The organism is Chloroflexota bacterium (assembly GCA_026389585.1).
In the GTDB taxonomy this organism is placed as follows: Bacteria; Chloroflexota; Dehalococcoidia; order UBA2247; family RBG-13-53-26; genus JAPLHP01.
Genome location: JAPLHP010000026.1, coordinates 1 through 18,424 on the forward strand (window position 1 = coordinate 1; position 18,424 = coordinate 18,424).

Consider the following 18,424-nt stretch of genomic DNA (forward strand, 5'->3'; position numbering starts at 1 on the left):
CGGCCCCCATCCACCTCTCTCCCATCTTGTTCAAGACCATTAGCCTCTTCTGTTCCTTCCTGTTCAATGTCACCGTCTCCTTCATAGGGTGACATTTTCCCTGAACGCTTAACCCCTGTCATAATCGTAGAACATCCACAAGGGTGCAGGTGAAATCATGCGCCCAGGCTATCCTGTGATACACTATTAAGTAAAAATAAGGATGGACATGGACAATGAGAGAACTTAGGAAGCTTTTTGAGCCCATCAAAATCGCCAATGTGCAGGTCAAGAACCGGATTGCCATGTCCCCGATGGGACTGGCACGAGCTACTGAGGATGGCCAGGTCACCGACGGCATAGTCGATTTCTACATCGAGAGAGCAAAGGGCGGGGCAGGGCTGATCTATGTTGTCTGCGGGTACAACGACTTTTGTGTGTACCTGCCACATATTCCGGCCCTGCAGGATGACAGGTTCATCCCCGGGCTCAGGAGGCTGACCGGAGTGATCCACGAGCACGGCGCCAGGGTCTTTGCGCAACTGATGAACATGGGGTCATCATGCTTTTCCACCGCAGATGGCGGCCCGCCGGCAGCGCCCTCGGCAATCCGCAACACACTCACTGGAGTAATGCCCCGCGAAATGACATCGGCAGAGGTCAAGTTGCTTATTCAGCATTTCGCTGAAGGAGCCTGCCAAGCCAAAGAGGGCGGCTTCGACGGGGTGGAACTCGTGGGCAATGGCGGTTACCTGATGAACCAATTCCTCTCGCCGCTGACCAACACGCGCAGCGATGAGTATGGCGGAGATTTTGAGAGGCGGATGAGGTTTCCCATAGAAGTGGTCCAAAAGATAAGGGCGGGCGTCGGCCCTGGTTTCCCTATTTCCTACCGCGCCTCCGGTGATGAGTTCATGAAGGGCGGCAACCGGCAGGAGGAAATGAAGACCATTGTGAGGGCCCTCGAGGAAGCTGGCATCGATCTGGTCAATGTGACCGCCGGATGGCATCAATCCTTTCTGCCACTGGTCTCCATGGACGTTCCCCGGGGTGCTTATGTTTATCTGGCCGAGGGAATCAAGCAAGTAGTCAAAGTCCCGGTGATCGCCTGCAACCGTATCAACAATCCCTTCCTGGCCGAGCAGATCCTGATGAACAACCAGGCCGACATGATAGGGATGGGCCGGCCTTTCTTGGCTGATCCTGAATGGCCCAAGAAGGCGGCCGAGGGACGCTATGACGAGATCCGACAGTGCACTGCCTGTGACCAGCGCTGCCTTGATGCTGTCTTCTCCATGAAAGAGATCTCCTGCACCTTCAACCCGGCCGCTGGAAGAGAAAGAGAGTACGCACTCGTCCGTGCCGAAAAACTCAAGAAGGTGTTCGTCATTGGCGGTGGGCCAGCCGGCATGGAGGCTGCCCGCACGCTGGCCCAAAGGGGACACAAGGTGACTCTGTTCGAGAAGTCGCACAAGCTCGGCGGTCAGTTAAACCTGGCTGCCGTACCGCCCGGGCGAGGTGAGCTTGCCAGCGCCGTCAACTATCTCTCCAGAGAACTCTACAGAGTCGGAGTCAAGGTGGAGTTGAGCAAAGAGATTGATGTGGCTACTGTGAAGAAGCGAGCGCCTGACGCGGTGGTTGTGGCTACCGGGGCCAGGCCCTTGGTACCCAATATTCCGGGGATTGACGGCAGGAATGTCGTGTGGGCCTGGGATGTTCTGGAAGAGAAGAGCGCGTTGGGGAAGCGGGTGGTGGTGATCGGGGGCGGGGCGGTGGGTATGGAGACAGCACTGTTCATCGCCAAGCAGGGTCCCATGTCAGCAGAATCTGCCGTATTCCTGGCCTTGGGTGGAGCTTTAGACGCCGAGACTGCTGTCCAGATGACACGCAGAGGCCCGCAGGTCACCATACTGGAGATGCTGGAGCGCATTGGGCAGGATATGGGTCCCACGACCAGATCCTCGGTGAAATTCGCGCTGCGCTTGCACAACGTCAAGATCATTACGAAGGCGACTGCCCGCCGAATCACAGAGGCGGGGGTGGTGTATGAGCGCGAAGGCAAAGAGGAACTGTCCGGGGCAGACACCGTAGTTATTGCCACAGGGTCCAAATCCGAGGGAGGTCTGTTTGACGCACTTCAGGGCACGGTCCCTGAGGTCTATCGGGTCGGGGATTGCGTCAAGGCAAGGACTGCCTGCGAGGCCATCGAAGAAGCTGCTCTGATCGGGCGGAAGATATAGCGGGAGGATTACCCCCCCGAGTAGGCCTGTGCGCTCACGATCCCCGCAAATGAGCCCCGCCACTTATTTGGCGGGTTAAGTTCACTAATGGTTGGTAAAGGCTCCGTAGCAAGAAGCAAATTGCATCAAAACCAACCAAGATTTAACTTAACCTACGAGTACAAAATACGAGTACAAAATATTTGACAAATCAATAAGCCTAGCCTATACTATAGCTAACTCATCTACCAGGTGTAGAAGGAGTCCTTAAGTCGCCTGAGAAGGCGGCTTTTGTTTTGTCTTTAAGTAATCGTCTCTCTCCTTTCTCAGCTTTCTACGTTCAGACTCGAAATCCGTACAGAAGGCTGTGACTAGGACAGCCCCTCTTGGTCTCTCTGTCAATATGACTATGTAGTCTTGATCTTCGAGCCATAGCTTGACCCGCACCTGCCGTCCTCTATTCGGCCTCTTCTGCTCAATCTTCCACATTGAGACAGCCTTGTCGGTAGAGTGTTCGATAATGGGATTGACCCAAGCAACACGCTCACATCTCCTCAAGTTCAACTCCCTGTCTTTGGTCGTTGGATCATCTCGGGAGACAACATGCCAGTATGCGGCCTCTTTGCCGTCCTCCAATTTCGAATCGTAGGCTACTGGATAGCCGCCGTAGTCTGGCCTAGATAGCTTGAAGTCACGTTCAAAGATTTTGTAGACAGCAGCCAAGAACTGATCCCAATCCCCATTGAAATCGCTATAACGGAGCGGTGGTGGCAGCCAGTCAGGAGGTTTGTTCACGCCTGCCTCTCGGTTGCTTGCCAAACAAAGAGATTAACCTTATCTTCACGCAGCAGGTTAGTTCTGGTAAGGTCGTAGCCTGACCGCTTTCTCATTTGTTCGACCAGTGCCACCTTGGCTGCATTGCTGGACAAGCCACGGTTGGCATACGATATTGTTCCCGCTAGAAGATCAGTGAGTTGTAGGGGTTCCACTTCATGGGAACGTACTGTCTGCACTCGCTCGATGATCTCCCGCTTAAAATCATAGATATTGTTGCAGAGCACATTGTGAAGTTTGGCGATTTTCGCAGCACTGCGGGTATCCTTGATATCCAGATACAGCCGGTAGCAGGCTTGAGGATCGAAGATGCCCTTCAGCATCTCAAAGTACATCTTGTAGTACCAAGTGTCATGATCCTGCCCATAGAGTTCATGTTTGAGCTTGGTCTTATCCGGTACAATCAGCGCTCGGAAATGTAGGTCGTCATCGTCAAAGAAGTAGTCAAGCAAGTCAAGATAAAGAGGCTTCTTGGCAGGTGAGACCTTGGTCCACTTGATTTCGAAAAACGGAGACAGTCCGTGGCGTTCCTTGATCTCACGGATGCACGCCGATACTCTGCGAGTTGACTCGAGCGGGCACCAGAGAGCTCCGAGGATCATCACGGTCTGTCGGTCGTTTTCGAGGTGGCAACTTTCATCACAGTACACGTTGTAGACTCTATCCATAGTACCCATAGTCTTTGCTCCGTTCGTCACATACAAATTGGGGATGATGACGCTGATGAATTATACAGGGGTTGTAGGATGGGGGAAAGCAGCAGAGGCAGCTATTTCACGATCTGGCGAATGATTTTCCAGATGGATGATAGCTGGACAACTTTCGTTCCCCTATCGTGTGTTTATGCCACACCGCTCAGAGCAATATACATGGCAGTCAGGAGGTCAAGGGTAAGCACCCTATACCAGCAGGCCGAACAAGATGCAGTGATATGAATAGGGGATAGCCCCCTACAGCTTCCCCTTTTTGTATTCTTCCAGTATCTCCAGCCACCAGGAGTATAGCGCTGGATCATGATCCACCCACTTCAGTTGCTCTTTGGTCGCTTTGCCCACAATCCGTCCTGGCACACCAGCGACAAAAGAACCATCAGGAACCTTCATTCCCTGCCCCACCACCGCACCAGCCGCAATAATACAGCGGTCGCCTATCTCCGAATCATGAAGGATGGTGGCATTCATACCGATCAGCACCTTGCTCCCAATCCTTCGCGAGTTAACCACCGCAGCATGCCCCAGCGTCACACCATCGCCAATGTCCAGCCCGGACGGGGCACCATGCAAAACAACGTTGTCCTCGATCATGACATCGTTACCAATCCTTATAGGCCCAAAATCGCCCCTGACTACCGCCCCAGGGAAAGCGGCGCACCTCTCCCCGATTACCACATCTCCGATGATATAAGCCCCCTCGCTGATAAAGGCAGACTCAGCTATCCTGGGAACCTTATCACCCAGGGCTCTTATCATGCTTCACACCTCCGAGACATTTACGAATGATAAGGCGTTTACTACCACTGGTCAACCTTGACTTGATTAAGTTGACCTGCTCCAGTAATCTAATGCTGACCGAATATAAGAAAGGGAGGCGAGCGAAGTGAAGAGGGAATTGATGGATATCCTGGCCTGTCCTCTATGCAAAGGAGATTTGCAACTCACCATCGTGAAAGAGGATACGAAGGAAATAATTACCGGCTCGCTCTACTGTGCTAAGTGTAAGGAGACCTATCCCATCGAGGATGCTATCCCCAACCTCCTCCCACCGGACCTGAGGGACAAGTAGGATTTACTCCCCTTCAGGGGAATAAGTTACACTGCTGTGCGGGGACTCCCATACCTGAATGCTGTAGAGAGATACACCCTTTCCCTTTAGCATCGCCTTGAGTTCACCAAAGATTGTTGAGGCGATGTTTTCCGAAGAGGGGTTAATACTGTCAAAGGGCAATATATCATTGAGGCAGGTGTGGTCGAACCTGCTGACAACCTCCCCCAACTGCTGTCTCAGCTTGGTGAAATCATACGCCATGCCAATTGTACCCGTCTGCTTCGCCCTTACTCTGGCCATCACCCGGAACCTGTGGCCGTGAATATTCTCGCATTTGCCCCGATAGCCCCTCAAGAAATGAGCAGCGTCGAATTCCTGTTCAACAGCGACCTCATACATCCTTGGCCTCCTGATTCCATTTCACCACTCCCTCAAATTTCCCCAGACCCCCCAGCATCTGCCTGACCGTCCTGCCGCTCACCGGATGAACCAGATCAGGGGCAATCTCAGCCAGGGGAACGAGCACAAAAGCCCGCTCCTCCAGGCGAGGATGAGGTATAGTGAGCTGTGGGGATTCGATCACCCTGTCGCCATAGAAAAGAATATCAATATCTATAGGACGGGGCGCGTCAGGGAAACCGGGCCTCCTGTCCAGAGCGGCTTCAATATCCTTAGCCACAGCGAGCAGTTCCTCCGGAGACAGAGAGGTACTCACCAGGCAGACGGCGTTGAGAAAACGGGGCTGCCGGTCATACCCAACAGGCTCGGTTTCGTACAGGGAAGAGCGCTTCTCTATCCGCACCTTCTGTGACAGCAGGTCTATCGCTCTTAACAGGTTGCTCTGTCGGTCCCCCAGATTGGCTCCCAAACCGAGGTATGCCTCTACCGCACCGTTTCCCGGCCTTTTGGCTGACATCTTTCCCCGCACAATGGCATCGCTCATCCGGCATACCCTCGCCATCTGAGCCACATCGTGTACCCGCACCATATCCGCGCCATTGGCAATACTGATAGCCACCGTAGCTGCTGTGCCCTCAAGCCGCTGATCAGGCGGCAGGTCAAGCACCAGGCCGATCATCGACTTGCGAGAAGTCCCTATCAGAATAGGCCTCCCCAGGCACTTCAGCTCATCGAGACGGCATACAATCTCCAGGTTCTGTTCCAGTGTTTTACCAAAACCCACGCCAGGGTCAACAATGATGTTTTCCCGGGCCACGCCCCACTCCATTGCCAGGGTCATACTCTCCTTCAAGCTCACAACGACCTCAGTCATAATATCTTCACAGGTCTGGCCACGCTGATTGCTCATCAGGATAATAGGTACTCCCCACTCTGCAGCCAGCTTGGCCAGTCGGGGATCGTGCCTTAATCCCCGGATATCGTTTATCATCCGGGCTCCAGCCGAGAGGGCCTGCTGCGCTACCTCCCATTTATGGGTATCAATACTCAGCGGCAGCGATACCTCGCTGACCAGTCTCCCGATAACCGGCAGCACCCGACTCAACTCCTCGTCTTCAGATACCGGGGCCGCATTCGGCCGGGTCGATTCCCCTCCGATATCCAGGATGTCGGCCCCCTCGGCAGCAAAGCGCTTGCCCTGTGCCACCGCAGCCTCAATGTCACGCCCCAACCCGTCACCAGAAAAGGAGTCCGGCGTAACGTTGATAACCCCCATGATGTAGGTCCGCTCGCCCCACCTGAACTCCCTGCCCCCGCAGCGAGTGATACCCGGGTCAACCCTATGCATCTCTTCCATCCGTCAGCTTCGCCTAATACAGCAAGGTTTTCACTTTATACCATCCCGATGCTCCGCAGAGCAATGCGCCAAACAAAAGAAGAAGGCAGACTCTACTCTGTAGCAAGCTGCTATCAACCTAAAGGTTTCGTCTTTCGTGATAGGAGATGAGACAGACCACTGCCCTGGCAGCAGAATCAATTGACAGAAATGCGGGGAATCCGGCCTTGATGCAGTCCCCCTGCACCTCCCGGGCCACTCTCTCAGATTCGCCGAAGCCTCCCGTGCGCAGGATAATGACAATGGGCTTATTGATATTTTTGGCCGCCTCGGCAATGACCCCGATATGGTTTTTCAGAAGTTGCCCCCCTATCTTGACGGCAAGGATGGCCGGCAGCACAACAAACAGGAGGTCAATACCGTCCCAGTCAGCCACAACCTTCACTGTCCTGGCGACCAGAGCCGCGTCCATATAGACACCGGTTGAAGAGTCGATCGGATTACGCAGGCCAACGCCTACCGACGGGGTGAATTTCAACAGCTCCTGCCTCACCTCTGGTGGTAAAACCGGTACGGCCAGCCCGGCGTTCTCACATTCATCAGCAGCCAGCACACTGGCCCCGCCACCCATGCCAATGATGCCCACCCTCCTGCCGCGAGGCGACTTCATGTGCGTAAACGCCATGAGGGTGTCCAGCAACTCCTCGAAATGATAAACCTGTACGACCCCGCTCTGCCGGCAGAGCGTGTCCCACACTTCTTTGCTACCGGCCAGAGCGCCCGTATGAGAGGCCACCGCTCCTGTTCCGGCCTTGGTGGTACCGCCTTTGAGTATTATTACCGGCTTCGTCCGGGTGGCTGTCCTCAGCGCCTTGAAAAACCTCCGCGGCTGCTTTATTCCCTCGATATAGGCAGCGATAATCTCCGTGTCCCTGTCATAAATGAGGTGCTCCAGGAAATCCGATTCATTCAGGTCAACGGCATTCCCAAAGCTAACCCCTTTGCTGAAATATATCTGGCGCTCTGCTGCAGCAACGACCAGCTCCCTGGCATTGCCCCCGCTCTGAGAGATGAAGCCAACGCGACCGCTGATCCTGGGGATATTGCCATCCAGAGACACGCCTGCCCTGGGACAGTGCAGTCCAAGGCAGTTCGGCCCGATAATGCGCACTCCCCCCTGACGGGCGATCTCCAGGATTTCTTTTTCCAGTCTGGCACCCTCTTCCTCTCCCGTCTCACTAAAGCCAGCAGTGAAGATAGTGACCGACTTTATCCTGGCTGCCACGCAATCCCGCATCAGTTGCGGTGTCAGTGAGGCTGGAATGGCACAGATGACGTGGTCCACCGGCTCAGGTATGTCGAGGATGCTGGGATAGGCCTTCAGTCCCAGAACCTCGCTCGCTTTGGGATTCACCGGGTAGAGTTTCCCTTCGTAGCCAAACTGCATCAGCGGGTGAAAGAAGTAGATATGGGTAGCAGAGAAAGGCTGAGGGGAGGCGCCGACAATGGCAATTGACTTCGGATGAAAAAGGAATTCGATATCTTCCATACCTCAAAATTCTGGCAGATAGCGAGAGGCTGGTCAATTGGAGGAGGTTATTATCATTGCTCAATGCCTTCAGATCCGACGTGCGCCAGCATCATACAGGAATTGTTGACAGTGGCACTAGCGATAGTCATAATCAAGCGGGCTTCATATTGCATCGTTACGAATAATAGGCAGGTTGAGAGCCGTGATAGCAACAAGCAAGACACAAATGGCAAGCTACTTGTCCGATGCCATGCATTCATCGTATGACAGGTACCGTGCTGAGCAGAAGCTAGGGCCAGATACCGGCCTCTTGAAGTCATACTTGATTGAAGCTCACATCATCTCAGCAGAGAATAATTCTCTGCACGACGAGACCTTAGCCTTTCTTAAGAGACTGGCAGGACCCGCCCATATTCATATTTTCGAGTCCAACGATGAAACCCTATTTAACATAGTCCATGGCAAAGATACCTACTACTTAGACGTGTCTGATCCAAGATTCTGGGTAATGCATACACTAGCATTGTCGGCTAGGGCAGATAAGTTGCGGGGTGACCTCATAAGAATGTCCCCTTTTCTAGACAGCGCGTGGCTGCCAACACAGTTTCTTGAGAAACTAACCAAACTTGGTCATTTCCGAGGATTTGGAGCAGTTCACGATGAGACCCCGTTTGCAGCTGATAAAGAAGGTAGCGAAGTCGAAACTATGCATTTGCGATTATGGGGTGGTAACGCTGGTGTCGTACTAGAGGCACTACGCAACTCAAATGTTTTCAGCCACTCCCTAGCCCTCTCCAGTGTCAGGGTGAAGTACTGGCTTCCCAACCTTGACGAGGAAGCAATTATCGACAACTTTACACACGAAGGCAAGGCAACTGCTTTGGGGAGGTCTTTTAGCAGTCACACAAACTTGATATCAAAGCTATATCTAGATTATGCACAAACCATCAGAATGATTGAGGATTCCTTGCCAATTCGCTTTGTACCCCAAGAAGGCTTACCAACACTAGATGGGCATCCGATCATCATAAATCTCACTAGAAGACTGCGTGACATTCGAAGCTTCGTCTCAAAGGTGTTTTCATCCAATATGCCATTTAGGCTTTGGGGGTTGTCGGAGGTCCAAGAAAATGACTTCGCTAGAGTTTATGCCGTGGACTTGCACGTAGGTCACAAATTGACTTTCGAGATCACGAGGGACTTCGTAAGAATCTACCTACCGCCAGGCACTTGCGGTAATACTATAGCCCGTTTCTACACTAACATTCAGCAGCACTATGATTCTATGGCATCAATCTCTGGGGGCCCGCATGAGCAACTCTTCTAAGAATCTTATTCTTTTGAATGCCATCATCGCTATGTGTAGGTCTGATTCAAAGTGGCCACACTACTTTTATGATATGGCTTACGGCGTAAAGTGGATTGAATATCCGTTTACTTGCAGTACTGGAGAGTCGCTTGTGCCTGACTTGGTCATAGCATCAAGCGTCCAAAACAATTGCATCTTAATAGAAAGCAAGGGTGGCAACAACATTGAGAATGACCAAGCTCAAAGATACAAGAGGGTCAAGCCACACGACGTTGTGTCAAAACTGCATGCTGACGTTGTAGGAGGGCATAGCCCTAGTGTAGATATTTCATACTTGTGTTTTTCTGAATCGACCGACGATATTGCTTCGCAGCTCAATGCCCTATCAGCTTCCTTTCCAGTACTGGAGGTGGCGCCTAACCTCCTAAGACTAGCTAGTAACAGTTTTTCCGTGCCAAAAATTACTGCCGCATTGTCGAAGGGAATAGCTATAGACCGAAATAAGATTCCGATGGGCTATTTCCCCTTCGACGAGGATTCCTCTGACTCAGAAGTAGCACCTCACGTAATTCAAACACTCGTCGCCTTCGCTACGCAGAACAAACCTCACTTCAAGAGTGATGAGATTACACAGGATATGGTAGGCAGCCTGTGGGAGCACTTCGGCCCACAGAAAAAGAAAAAGCTGGTCAATAAGGTGAAGTCCATCCTAGGTAAAGCGCAAGTGCGCGAGCTAAGCGGCTTTCTCAAGAGGAACGAAGAACTATGGGCCTTGTCATATTCCTTCGCCAACTCGCCAGCTTTTCCGACAAGACGGCTGAACGCCTTGTCCAAGCAATGTAAGCTATTCGTCAAAAGATTAAGAGATGAGGAACGCGCCGAAGGCCGTCAACTACCTCTATTCGTTCTGGGCTGAAGGGGGAAAAGGGCAATGAAAGTTCTGGTGACCTACTACACCATGACCGGAAACACGGAGAAGCTCGCCAAAGCAATACACCAGGAGGCATCAAAGTGTCACGAGTCATATCTGCAGAAGGTAGATGAGGTAAAGCAAGAGAGTCTCAATCTGCATGACCTGATCTTCGTGGGCTCACCAACGCATGCAGGCAACCTGGCAGCGCCGGTGAAGAAATTCCTGGGCGAATTGCCTCAGTCACCCGGATTCAAGGTGGCAGCCTTCATCACGCATTCCAGCCCTGACAAGCGCGAATTCGAGCAATGCCTCAAGTCCTTCGAGGCTTCCAGCAAGGATAAGGGCTTCGCTTTTCTGGGATGCTACGATTGCCAGGGCTGCCTGGCACCTGAAATTCAACCCTACGTTAAGGAGGCCCGCAAGGCTTCCGATGCCGAGTGGGAAGAGATGATGAAGGATATTGCCCGGCGCCCCACCGCCGAAGATATGCGCCAGGCCAGGAAGTTTGCCAGAGAAGTACTGGCCAGAGTGTAGTCGTACTATTACACGATTTCGTGCCGTCTTGTGTCAGCTGTATTCCAGACGAGCAGCGCCGATGCAGTCACCTCTAATCACTCCCGCAGCAAACCAGCTTTACTTGACAATCGAATGACGCACTTGGAATAATTAAGCATCAGTCCGCCAGGGTAACCGCCACTTGGGGAAACGGCTACGTGACTGGGGCGGCAGAATGCTACTGGCATTACACTGAGAATGGAAAGGATGGTTTGAGATGGTAAAAGAGACGCCAAAAAAGAAGGCCGCAGCACCAAAGGCAAAGGCAGTGAAAGAGACCCCGGCAAAGAAAGCACCTGCGCCAAAGAAGGAGATGGATGATTACAGCGGCCCGTTCCAGCCTGGTTTGAGCTTTGATGACTTCTCCAAGGAATTCCTGTTGAAGCTAATGCTCATATGGCAGTACGGCTGGCTTCACATGACGGAAGCCTGGTATAACTCAGTCAAGCAAAGGTGGGGCGTTGATGCAGCTAACGAGTGTGAGACACAGGCCTGGGAGACCATCGGGGAGCGCGTCAATCCGAGATTCCCCAAGGTAGCCAATATTCAGCTCAACACGGTGCTCGATTCCCTGAAGTGTCTCCAGCTACCCCTGGATAACACCACCGGCGGATTGTTCCCTGCCGAGGCTAAGATCATCAGCCCGAACCACGTCATCTGGACCATACCCAGGTGCCGCTCACTGGAGTATTTTGAGGCTAAAGAGCCACAGAGAATAAAGCATGTCTGCCATATCAACGAAAAGAAGATTATCGAGAGATACCTGGTCAATCGCAAAATAAAGGTAACGCCTTTGAAACTGCCACCTCGCAAGAGTCCAAATGATATCGCCTGTCAGTGGGACTTCAGGCTCGAAGAGTAGGATACAGGCGGAAATTCTAGAAAAGGAGCTGGGCAATGGCAAACCAGATAGGCAAGAGGTACTTCTGCGCTAAGTGCGGCTCGGAGTTCATCGTTACCCGCGGTGGTAACGGCACCATCCACTGCTGCGGGCAGCCCATGGAGTTGAAGAAATAGGGGAGGTCAAAGACTGAAATGGCCAATACTTTAGGCAAGAGATATCGCTGCGAAGTCTGCAATACCGAAGTTCTGTGCACCAAGCAGGGCGCTGGGGCAGTTGTCTGCTGCGCCAAGGACATGGCAGAACAGCAACCAAGACCACTGCCCTCCTCAGACTAGGCAGTAAGGGCACTTCATACTTTAGTGCAGCCTTGGCATAGGCTCTGATACCAGCACCGAAAACGGCTGTGGATGTGCAACTGTTTTCGGTGCATACGTTTTCAAATATCTACCTGTAACTATTTTGTGCCCTCGCTCTGACAAAGGAGCTGCGGTGAGGATTGAGGAAATCATCCGCTTATTGAAAAAGGAGTATGGGCCGCGCCGCTGTAAGCCGGACCGGGAACCGACCTCCACGCTGGTGGCCACCGTGCTTTCCCAGAACACATCGGATGTAAATTCGCACCGGGCCTTCGATTCCCTTGTGGCCACCTTCGGCAACTGGGAAGCAGTAGCTGTCGCCAATACCAATGAAATAGCCCGGTCTATAAAGGCAGGTGGTCTCGCCGAAATCAAAGCTAGGCGGATAAAGCTCATCCTCCACGAGATTCAAGAGAGGCAGGGGCACCTTGACCTGAGCTTCCTCGATGAACTCGATATAGCTGAGGCCAAAGCCTGGCTGAGGAAGCTGCCCGGAGTAGGGCCAAAAACGGCCGCCTGTGTACTCCTCTTCTCCCTGGGCAAACCTGCCCTGCCTGTAGATACCCATGTCTTCCGGGTAGCCAGGAGGTTAGGATTGATCGATTCCAGAGTCTCCGTCGAGCGGGCCCATGAGATACTGGAAAAACTGGTCCCACCAGAGAAGGTTTACGAGTTTCACCTTCACATGGTGGAGCATGGCCGGAAGATATGCAAAGCCCGGCGACCCCGCTGTCAGCTCTGCATCTTGCGGGGGCTCTGTCCCAGTGCTACGGAAGCCCATGAATAACCACTCCTCGGAGTTGCCTTATCAGAGGGCAGGCAGTAAAATCTTCCAGCACAGCTTTAGATAAACGATAAAGGATATAGTGAGATTGAAATGAAGACATTCAAAATAGCCATTATCAACATTACCGGCTACATCGGAGCAGAGGTAGCCCGCTTGCTCTACTGCCACCCCGGAGTGCAGCTTGTCTCCGTGACCGGCCGGAGTGAAGCAGGGAAGAAGCTGGGAAAGGTCATGCCCCATCTCTCTGATATTGACCTCACTATTGAGACAGAGCCCAGGGAGGCCGATCTGGTTTTCTCGGCTCTACCCCACAAGGCAAGCGCAGAAGCCGTCGCATCCCTATTTAAGAAGGGCATCAAAGCCATTGACCTCAGTGCCGACTTTCGGCTGAAGGATGCCGGAGAGTACCCGCGATGGTACGATTTCGCCCATCCTGCCCCGGAACTGCTGCCGAAGGCAGGCTATGGACTCACTGAGATTCACCGGTCCGAGATTGCCCGGGCCTCTCTGGTGGCCAATCCCGGCTGTTACCCGACGAGCGCCATCCTTGCCCTGGCTCCGGCAGTCAAAGCAGGCATTATCCACCCTGACATTATCGTGGACAGCAAATCCGGTATATCCGGAGCAGGCAGAGCCCTCAGCCTGGGAACACACTATGCCGAGGCTAACGAGAATGTACTCGCCTATTCCCTGGATGGGCACCGCCACCTGCCTGAAATCGTCCAGGAACTGACGGCTCTCCATCCGGATAGTCCGTTGTCGGTAACCTTCCTCCCCCATCTGGTCCCCATGACACGGGGTATCCTCAGTTCCTGCTATGCTCGCCTGGTGGAGGGGAAGATTGCCAGCACCCAGCAGGGGATAGCCGATCTGAAACAGATTTATCGGGACTTCTACAAAGGTGAGCCCTTTGTGAAGGTTGTGGATGCCCCACCCCAGACCAAGCAAGCCTGGGGAAGCAACCTCTGCCTCGTCTATCCGACCATAGACCTGAGGACAAACAGGCTGATAGCCATTGGCTGTCTTGACAATCTGATCAAGGGAGGCGCCGGGCAGGCAATTCAGAATATGAATCTGATGCTCGGCTTCCCTGAGACTATGGGGCTGGAGGCTCTGCCCGTCTATCCATAAATCATTCCTGCCCCTTATCCCTTGTTCTGCTTGTTATTTGCCCCTGGGCCATTATATACTCTTCATGTTAGTGCCCTCATCGTCTAGTGGCCTAGGACGTTGGCCTTTCAAGCCGAAAACAGGGATTCGAATTCCCTTGGGGGCATTCTATAATTCCCTTGATCACTTCTGACGTTGTGAAGATGCCAGTGATCAAGCCGAGAACCAAAGCACCAAAGGGACAGCAACTATGCGCTCGGCCCCTGTTTGGTGGGCAGAAGGGCGACACCTGTCAGCAATGTGTCTATGGCGAGAGGACAGGAGTGTGGATAAGGAGGCGGTGACGGGAGCATGAGGACAGTCTGAAGTTCTACAAGGCGATGGTGGGTGGGCCTGCACGATATACAAGAAGGGTGGACATCGCTGCCCACCCTATTGAGACTTCGTCTTGGATTCCACTATTCCTGGGTTCAGGTGACTCCTATTTAGTCCTCCACCCAACTGAGGGTAGCGGGATCCCACTTAATACCAGTCCAAGCCGTATTGCCTGGAGATGGGGTTAGGTTAGCGCTCACAAGCGTGCCCTCCACATCGAACGTGTAAGTAGCCCAGAACGCATCGTCTATAAAGTTGGCCGCATCTATTGTCGACAAGTCGTCGGCCGTAGCTGTTACCTTGCCTGCAGTGCCATTCCAAGCAGCATGCAGCGTGAGCGTCGATTTATTAGCTTCGGCCATACATGCAGTGACTGCGGTCTCGGCCTTGTACATCTCGGCATTGGCTGCCTGCAGGTTATTGGCAGGCCCGACATCTTCCGTACTGAGTTTCCATTCCCCATCCTTCTTGACCAAGCTTATTTCGGACGTCTCTGTATCACCTGCCCAGGTCATCTTCACAGTGGCTGTTGCTATTGAGTCACTGATAGTTATGTTGTCAATGCTCTCTATCGTCATTTCCCCAGACGATCCCCCGCTCTGTTCTAGCCCAGACACAATGGCACTTCTTTCCTCTTCACTGAGGTTATCGATATAGCTCACGCATTTCTCATAGTCTCCAGAATTGTACGCAGAAATGTACCCTCTTATCGTGTCCTCCACTGCAGCAGAATCGCTCTTAGCCCCACACCCTACAAAAACCACTGCTATACCTAGAAGGAGTACAGTAAGAACTAGAAGGCGTTTCATTTGAATCCTCCCTTGATGATAACCATTTGAAATGGCTCGACTAGGATAATACCACCCAGCCACCAGAGGCTGTCAACCTCAGCCCCCTATGACCATCTGGGGCTGAAGTTGCACTGTGGGCTAACCACTCGGATAGGAGATTTTCCAGAGACCATCCTTCTTCACAAGGGTCCACTCCTGCGTCTCACCCCCCGTGTCGCCAGCCCACGAGAATGTGACATCGGCAGTGGCTGACAAACCACTGATACTGATGTTCTCTACGCTATCTACAGTCACCTTCCCCATTGCCGCTCTGGACTCTTCGAGAGCGGATTGTATCACGCTTGCACCTACGTTGTTCGCATCATAAATGTGGCCCAGACAGACGTCCCAGTCCTCGGCATTGTAAGCAGAGTAGTAGTCCTCTATGGTGTACTTCATAGTCGCTTCCTCACTGTCGGAGCACCCCCCTACCAGAACTGCTGTGAAGACAGCAATGAGCGCAAGGGCAAGCATGCGTCTGCTCATTGACCCTCCTACACTACCCTGTCGCCTTTGGCGGCTAGACGATCTTCTCGGATAATAGCACCGGAGAGCGGCGAGTGTCAACCTCACGCAAGGGAACAGCCTGAAGTCCTACAAGGTACTGCCGGGTGATGGTGGAGGTTAAGGCTTGTCCAGGGATTCCTGCAGTGACACTGCAAAGGGATTTAGGATAAGCCTGACTCAGACGTAGCTATCGTGTTCAGACATGTGCAGAAGTGCCACTCAAGCCAGGTGGTTCTATGGCTGATGGTACAACTGGCTTTCTATATATACGAAATCTGAAGCGAGGATCCTCCCTGGGAAAATCCTTTTCTGCGCCGCAGGTCTTGCACGTAGCATGATATAAGCCGTTTGTCGTTAGAGTGTCTATCATCCAGTGGTGGGCTTGGTGGACAACACTTTTGGCAGCCATTTACCCTCAAGTACACCTAGAAGTAATTCTCATAGGAAAATCACCACGGAGATATTATACCACAAAACTATCTCGGACAGCCTGAAGCCCTACAAGGTGCAACTGCCAGAATCCAGTGTATTTGTGGCTCCTGATACACCTGAACTGCCAACGGTAGCCTTACAGTCTTGCACAAAACGTTCGATATAGATAAAATTCGCTTGTGCTGGCAGGTCGGACATCCATACGCACTTGGGAGGCAAGGAGGAACCGTGGTAGGTGAAGAGCAGCTAATCAGGGAATATGTAGACCGATTTGAACTGAAGTATGCTGGCTCTTCTATCTATACAGAGTGCTTGGAAGATATGGCTCGCCTAAACTTGGGGCAGATTACTGAAGAAGAGATCAGAGAGGTCGTACAGCCCTTCTTGTACAGATGGGGAAGGATGGGACGAGTTCTTAATCGGGATGAGTTCAAGGGTTGGCAAGGCTGTCTGGCAATACAGATTCGAGCTATTCATGAGAAGTTCAAGGGTTTTGAGGCGATGCAGCTCCAAAATATTTCCCTAATTCATTCATCCCCAGATACTGTTCGATGCTACGAATACCTGGAGGACGCCGTTCAAAGTCCGATTGCAGTCGCAAAGGTTCTGCACCTTATCTGCCCAGATTTCTTTCCTTTGTGGGATAACCGAATTAGGAAAGCTGTCATATCTGAACTGGCTGATAGGTCTGGAGGCAGCAGCGTTGATAGCTTCTCCGTGTTTGCTTACTACTGCTTCATGCAAGTGATACAAGATTTCGTCACAAACTACGATGAGGTCTTGTCTGAGTTAGCCGAGCAATACAGAAAGGGCAAACTGAAGATAATAGATGAAGCCCTGTGGGGCTCACGAAAACCACTATCTTTGCTGTTCTGATTTGCAGCACACTGGTATTATCATCGCCCGAGCCAAATGAGCACTAGGGGAATTGAACTGAAGTTATACAAGGTGCTGGTGGGGTGGAGAGGGGACGTTCTCCCGTTCCTGGTGGAAGGGGCGACTGCCCCCAGGCAGGAGCAGGTGGTGGGTGGAGTGGGGAGGTGGGGCAGGATGACAGGCACGCAGGGACGGCTGATAGCATTCATGCCATTCAAGCTGGGTGTGCATCTCGTCAAAGGCGTTGATGCAGAAGTCGATAGAGCTGGTGATGAGCTATCCCGCCTGAGAGATATGCTGGAGAACGAACAGGATTGGCTGAGCGTCAAGAGTCTGCTTACACCCTGAAGTTCTACAAGGTGCTACTTCAGTATAGATTCGGTCGAGGCGTTCTATCCTACTGCCTTACCCAGGTAGTACGGCCAGACCACCAATCCAAGTATGATCTTCGACCAAACCAGATTGGCAAAGGCTATTGTGAAGAGCCAGCCAGCAAACCAGAATGCGCCAGCCAAGAATGCCCCACGCTGCCAGTACTTGCCTTCATGCTCCTTCGTCAGTTCTCCACAACTTGATCGCTTCCATCGCTTCTGTATTTTCTCTGGTTCCGTTAGGTTCCCTGACATGATATCATCAAGTATCTTCTCTGCTCGGGTGGATTTTGTATGAAGAGGCATGCCTACCTTGAAGGATACGCAGACTAAAATCACGATGGCAACGAAGCCCGAGATTTTCTCCCACCTCGTGGTCTGAATTACTAAGGTCATGCCAATTAAAGCCAATACTACCGCCATGAAACCCATAAAATTGCTGATGTTGCCCTGTTTTTCGTTGCTCAGAAAAGTCACCCAATCACTCACCGTGAGTGGGGATTTTTCTGTTCCTGTATTACCATTGTTGTTCTTGTCAATATCGTCAGGAGTTCGTTGCTCCATTATTGCCTCCCGTTCATGCTTTTCTTGTGCGACACTATACCACCCAACCTCAGCTTGGATTATGAGTATATGGTGTAGGTCAAAGTAATGCCAGAGCACATTATCATGTCATTGTTGGTGCAATTGACATAGTAAGTACCAGTTATCTGAGCCTGTAGAGTGAAGTTGGTGACTGTCACTATGCCAAGATCCTTTAACAACGTACCATTGGGGTCTGTGGCGTTTACAGGATCGGCATGCGATGATGTGAACTGCGCCTGCAGCCACTGGCCTGCCTCCAGATGTATGGGAATAGCTACACTAACGCACACACTCGGACGATTGGCGGTATTTGGAAGCCCTGGACTTAGCAGTCTGAAGTGGGCTGTCACCGAAGTGTCGGCATTCATGGTCACGGTTGTTGGATTTATTGTGTCGTTATCAGTCCCACTCCAATGGTCCAAGACATAGGGAAATACTGCCACAGGAGTGAGAGTCACCACTGTTCCAGCATCATAGACACCGCTATTGGGGTTGATGCTTCCACTGCCAAC

The 18,424-nt window shown here is 52.2% G+C and carries 22 protein-coding genes and 1 tRNA gene; 13 read left to right on the plus strand and 10 right to left on the minus strand.

Going from position 1 to position 18,424, the window contains the following annotated elements; genetic code table 11:
• The first annotated feature begins 215 nt into the window (after positions 1–215).
• Positions 216–2,219: an FAD-dependent oxidoreductase gene (locus tag NTZ04_02070; GenBank protein ID MCX5991109.1), complete on the plus strand. Its 2,004-nt coding sequence runs from the start codon at positions 216–218 to the stop codon at positions 2,217–2,219.
• 246 nt (positions 2,220–2,465) lie between these two features.
• Here the strand turns inward: NTZ04_02070 and NTZ04_02075 are convergent, their stop codons facing one another.
• The 3 genes from NTZ04_02075 to NTZ04_02085 form a co-directional block, all read right to left on the minus strand.
• Positions 2,466–2,993: a hypothetical protein gene (locus tag NTZ04_02075; protein MCX5991110.1), complete on the minus strand. Its 528-nt coding sequence runs from the start codon at positions 2,991–2,993 to the stop codon at positions 2,466–2,468.
• Positions 2,990–3,700, minus strand: a complete 711-nt coding sequence (locus tag NTZ04_02080; protein ID MCX5991111.1) for a DUF3800 domain-containing protein — start codon at positions 3,698–3,700, stop codon at positions 2,990–2,992. Before NTZ04_02080 ends, NTZ04_02075 begins: the two co-directional genes overlap by 4 nt.
• Before the next feature lie 282 nt (positions 3,701–3,982).
• A complete protein-coding gene (locus NTZ04_02085; protein MCX5991112.1) occupies positions 3,983–4,501 on the minus strand; it encodes a gamma carbonic anhydrase family protein in 519 nt (172 codons plus the stop codon).
• A gap of 127 nt (positions 4,502–4,628) precedes the next feature.
• On the opposite strand from NTZ04_02085, the gene NTZ04_02090 reads away from it, so the two are divergent.
• A complete protein-coding gene (locus tag NTZ04_02090; protein ID MCX5991113.1) occupies positions 4,629–4,814 on the plus strand; it encodes a methytransferase partner Trm112 in 186 nt (61 codons plus the stop codon).
• A gap of 3 nt (positions 4,815–4,817) precedes the next feature.
• On the opposite strand, the gene queD is transcribed toward NTZ04_02090, so the two are convergent.
• From queD to NTZ04_02105, 3 genes are all read right to left on the minus strand, one after another.
• Positions 4,818–5,195, minus strand: coding sequence for a 6-carboxytetrahydropterin synthase QueD (gene queD, locus NTZ04_02095; GenBank protein MCX5991114.1), 378 nt, complete (start codon positions 5,193–5,195; stop codon positions 4,818–4,820).
• A complete protein-coding gene (gene folP / locus NTZ04_02100) occupies positions 5,188–6,552 on the minus strand; it encodes a dihydropteroate synthase (GenBank protein MCX5991115.1) in 1,365 nt (454 codons plus the stop codon). The genes queD and folP overlap by 8 nt, the downstream gene beginning before the upstream one ends.
• Before the next feature lie 118 nt (positions 6,553–6,670).
• Positions 6,671–8,080 (minus strand): CoA-binding protein, encoded by a 1,410-nt coding sequence (locus tag NTZ04_02105; protein MCX5991116.1) that lies wholly within the window; start codon positions 8,078–8,080, stop codon positions 6,671–6,673.
• Between the two features lie 208 nt (positions 8,081–8,288).
• On the opposite strand from NTZ04_02105, the gene NTZ04_02110 reads away from it, so the two are divergent.
• The 9 genes from NTZ04_02110 (at position 8,289) to NTZ04_02150 (ending at position 14,102) form a co-directional block, all read left to right on the plus strand.
• On the plus strand, positions 8,289–9,389 hold the full coding sequence (locus NTZ04_02110) for a hypothetical protein (protein MCX5991117.1): 1,101 nt from the start codon (positions 8,289–8,291) through the stop codon (positions 9,387–9,389).
• Between the two features lie 133 nt (positions 9,390–9,522).
• On the plus strand, positions 9,523–10,287 hold the full coding sequence (locus tag NTZ04_02115; protein ID MCX5991118.1) for a hypothetical protein: 765 nt from the start codon (positions 9,523–9,525) through the stop codon (positions 10,285–10,287).
• A gap of 15 nt (positions 10,288–10,302) precedes the next feature.
• A complete protein-coding gene (locus tag NTZ04_02120) occupies positions 10,303–10,818 on the plus strand; it encodes a flavodoxin domain-containing protein (GenBank protein ID MCX5991119.1) in 516 nt (171 codons plus the stop codon).
• A gap of 238 nt (positions 10,819–11,056) precedes the next feature.
• Positions 11,057–11,701: a DUF6125 family protein gene (locus NTZ04_02125; GenBank protein ID MCX5991120.1), complete on the plus strand. Its 645-nt coding sequence runs from the start codon at positions 11,057–11,059 to the stop codon at positions 11,699–11,701.
• A gap of 35 nt (positions 11,702–11,736) precedes the next feature.
• Entirely contained in the window at positions 11,737–11,856 is a 120-nt protein-coding gene (locus NTZ04_02130; protein MCX5991121.1) for a hypothetical protein, read from the plus strand.
• A gap of 18 nt (positions 11,857–11,874) precedes the next feature.
• The gene (locus tag NTZ04_02135) at positions 11,875–12,018 is read left to right on the plus strand and encodes a hypothetical protein (GenBank protein ID MCX5991122.1); all 144 of its coding nucleotides are present in this window, start codon (positions 11,875–11,877) and stop codon (positions 12,016–12,018) included.
• Positions 12,019–12,172: 154 nt separating this feature from the next.
• On the plus strand, positions 12,173–12,826 hold the full coding sequence (locus NTZ04_02140; GenBank protein ID MCX5991123.1) for an endonuclease III: 654 nt from the start codon (positions 12,173–12,175) through the stop codon (positions 12,824–12,826).
• A 90-nt stretch (positions 12,827–12,916) separates the two neighbouring features.
• A complete protein-coding gene (gene argC, locus NTZ04_02145; protein ID MCX5991124.1) occupies positions 12,917–13,957 on the plus strand; it encodes an N-acetyl-gamma-glutamyl-phosphate reductase in 1,041 nt (346 codons plus the stop codon).
• A gap of 72 nt (positions 13,958–14,029) precedes the next feature.
• Positions 14,030–14,102: transfer RNA gene (locus tag NTZ04_02150), tRNA-Glu, on the plus strand.
• A 319-nt stretch (positions 14,103–14,421) separates the two neighbouring features.
• Here the strand turns inward: NTZ04_02150 and NTZ04_02155 are convergent.
• Both NTZ04_02155 and NTZ04_02160 read right to left on the minus strand, forming a co-directional pair.
• On the minus strand, positions 14,422–15,120 hold the full coding sequence (locus tag NTZ04_02155) for a nuclear transport factor 2 family protein (GenBank protein MCX5991125.1): 699 nt from the start codon (positions 15,118–15,120) through the stop codon (positions 14,422–14,424).
• 120 nt (positions 15,121–15,240) lie between these two features.
• Positions 15,241–15,627, minus strand: a complete 387-nt coding sequence (locus tag NTZ04_02160; protein MCX5991126.1) for a hypothetical protein — start codon at positions 15,625–15,627, stop codon at positions 15,241–15,243.
• A 681-nt stretch (positions 15,628–16,308) separates the two neighbouring features.
• Here NTZ04_02160 and NTZ04_02165 point away from each other — a divergent pair.
• Complete coding sequence (locus tag NTZ04_02165) at positions 16,309–16,956, plus strand: hypothetical protein (protein MCX5991127.1); 648 nt, start codon at positions 16,309–16,311, stop codon at positions 16,954–16,956.
• Between the two features lie 36 nt (positions 16,957–16,992).
• Positions 16,993–17,304 carry a hypothetical protein gene (locus NTZ04_02170; protein MCX5991128.1) on the plus strand — a complete coding sequence of 104 codons (312 nt, stop codon included), beginning with the start codon at positions 16,993–16,995 and terminating at the stop codon, positions 17,302–17,304.
• Positions 17,305–17,348: 44 nt separating this feature from the next.
• Here the strand turns inward: NTZ04_02170 and NTZ04_02175 are convergent, their stop codons facing one another.
• Positions 17,349–17,891: a hypothetical protein gene (locus NTZ04_02175; protein ID MCX5991129.1), complete on the minus strand. Its 543-nt coding sequence runs from the start codon at positions 17,889–17,891 to the stop codon at positions 17,349–17,351.
• Positions 17,892–17,950: 59 nt separating this feature from the next.
• Positions 17,951–18,424, minus strand: a 474-nt coding sequence (locus tag NTZ04_02180; protein MCX5991130.1) for a hypothetical protein, incomplete at its 5' end; no start/stop codon positions are given.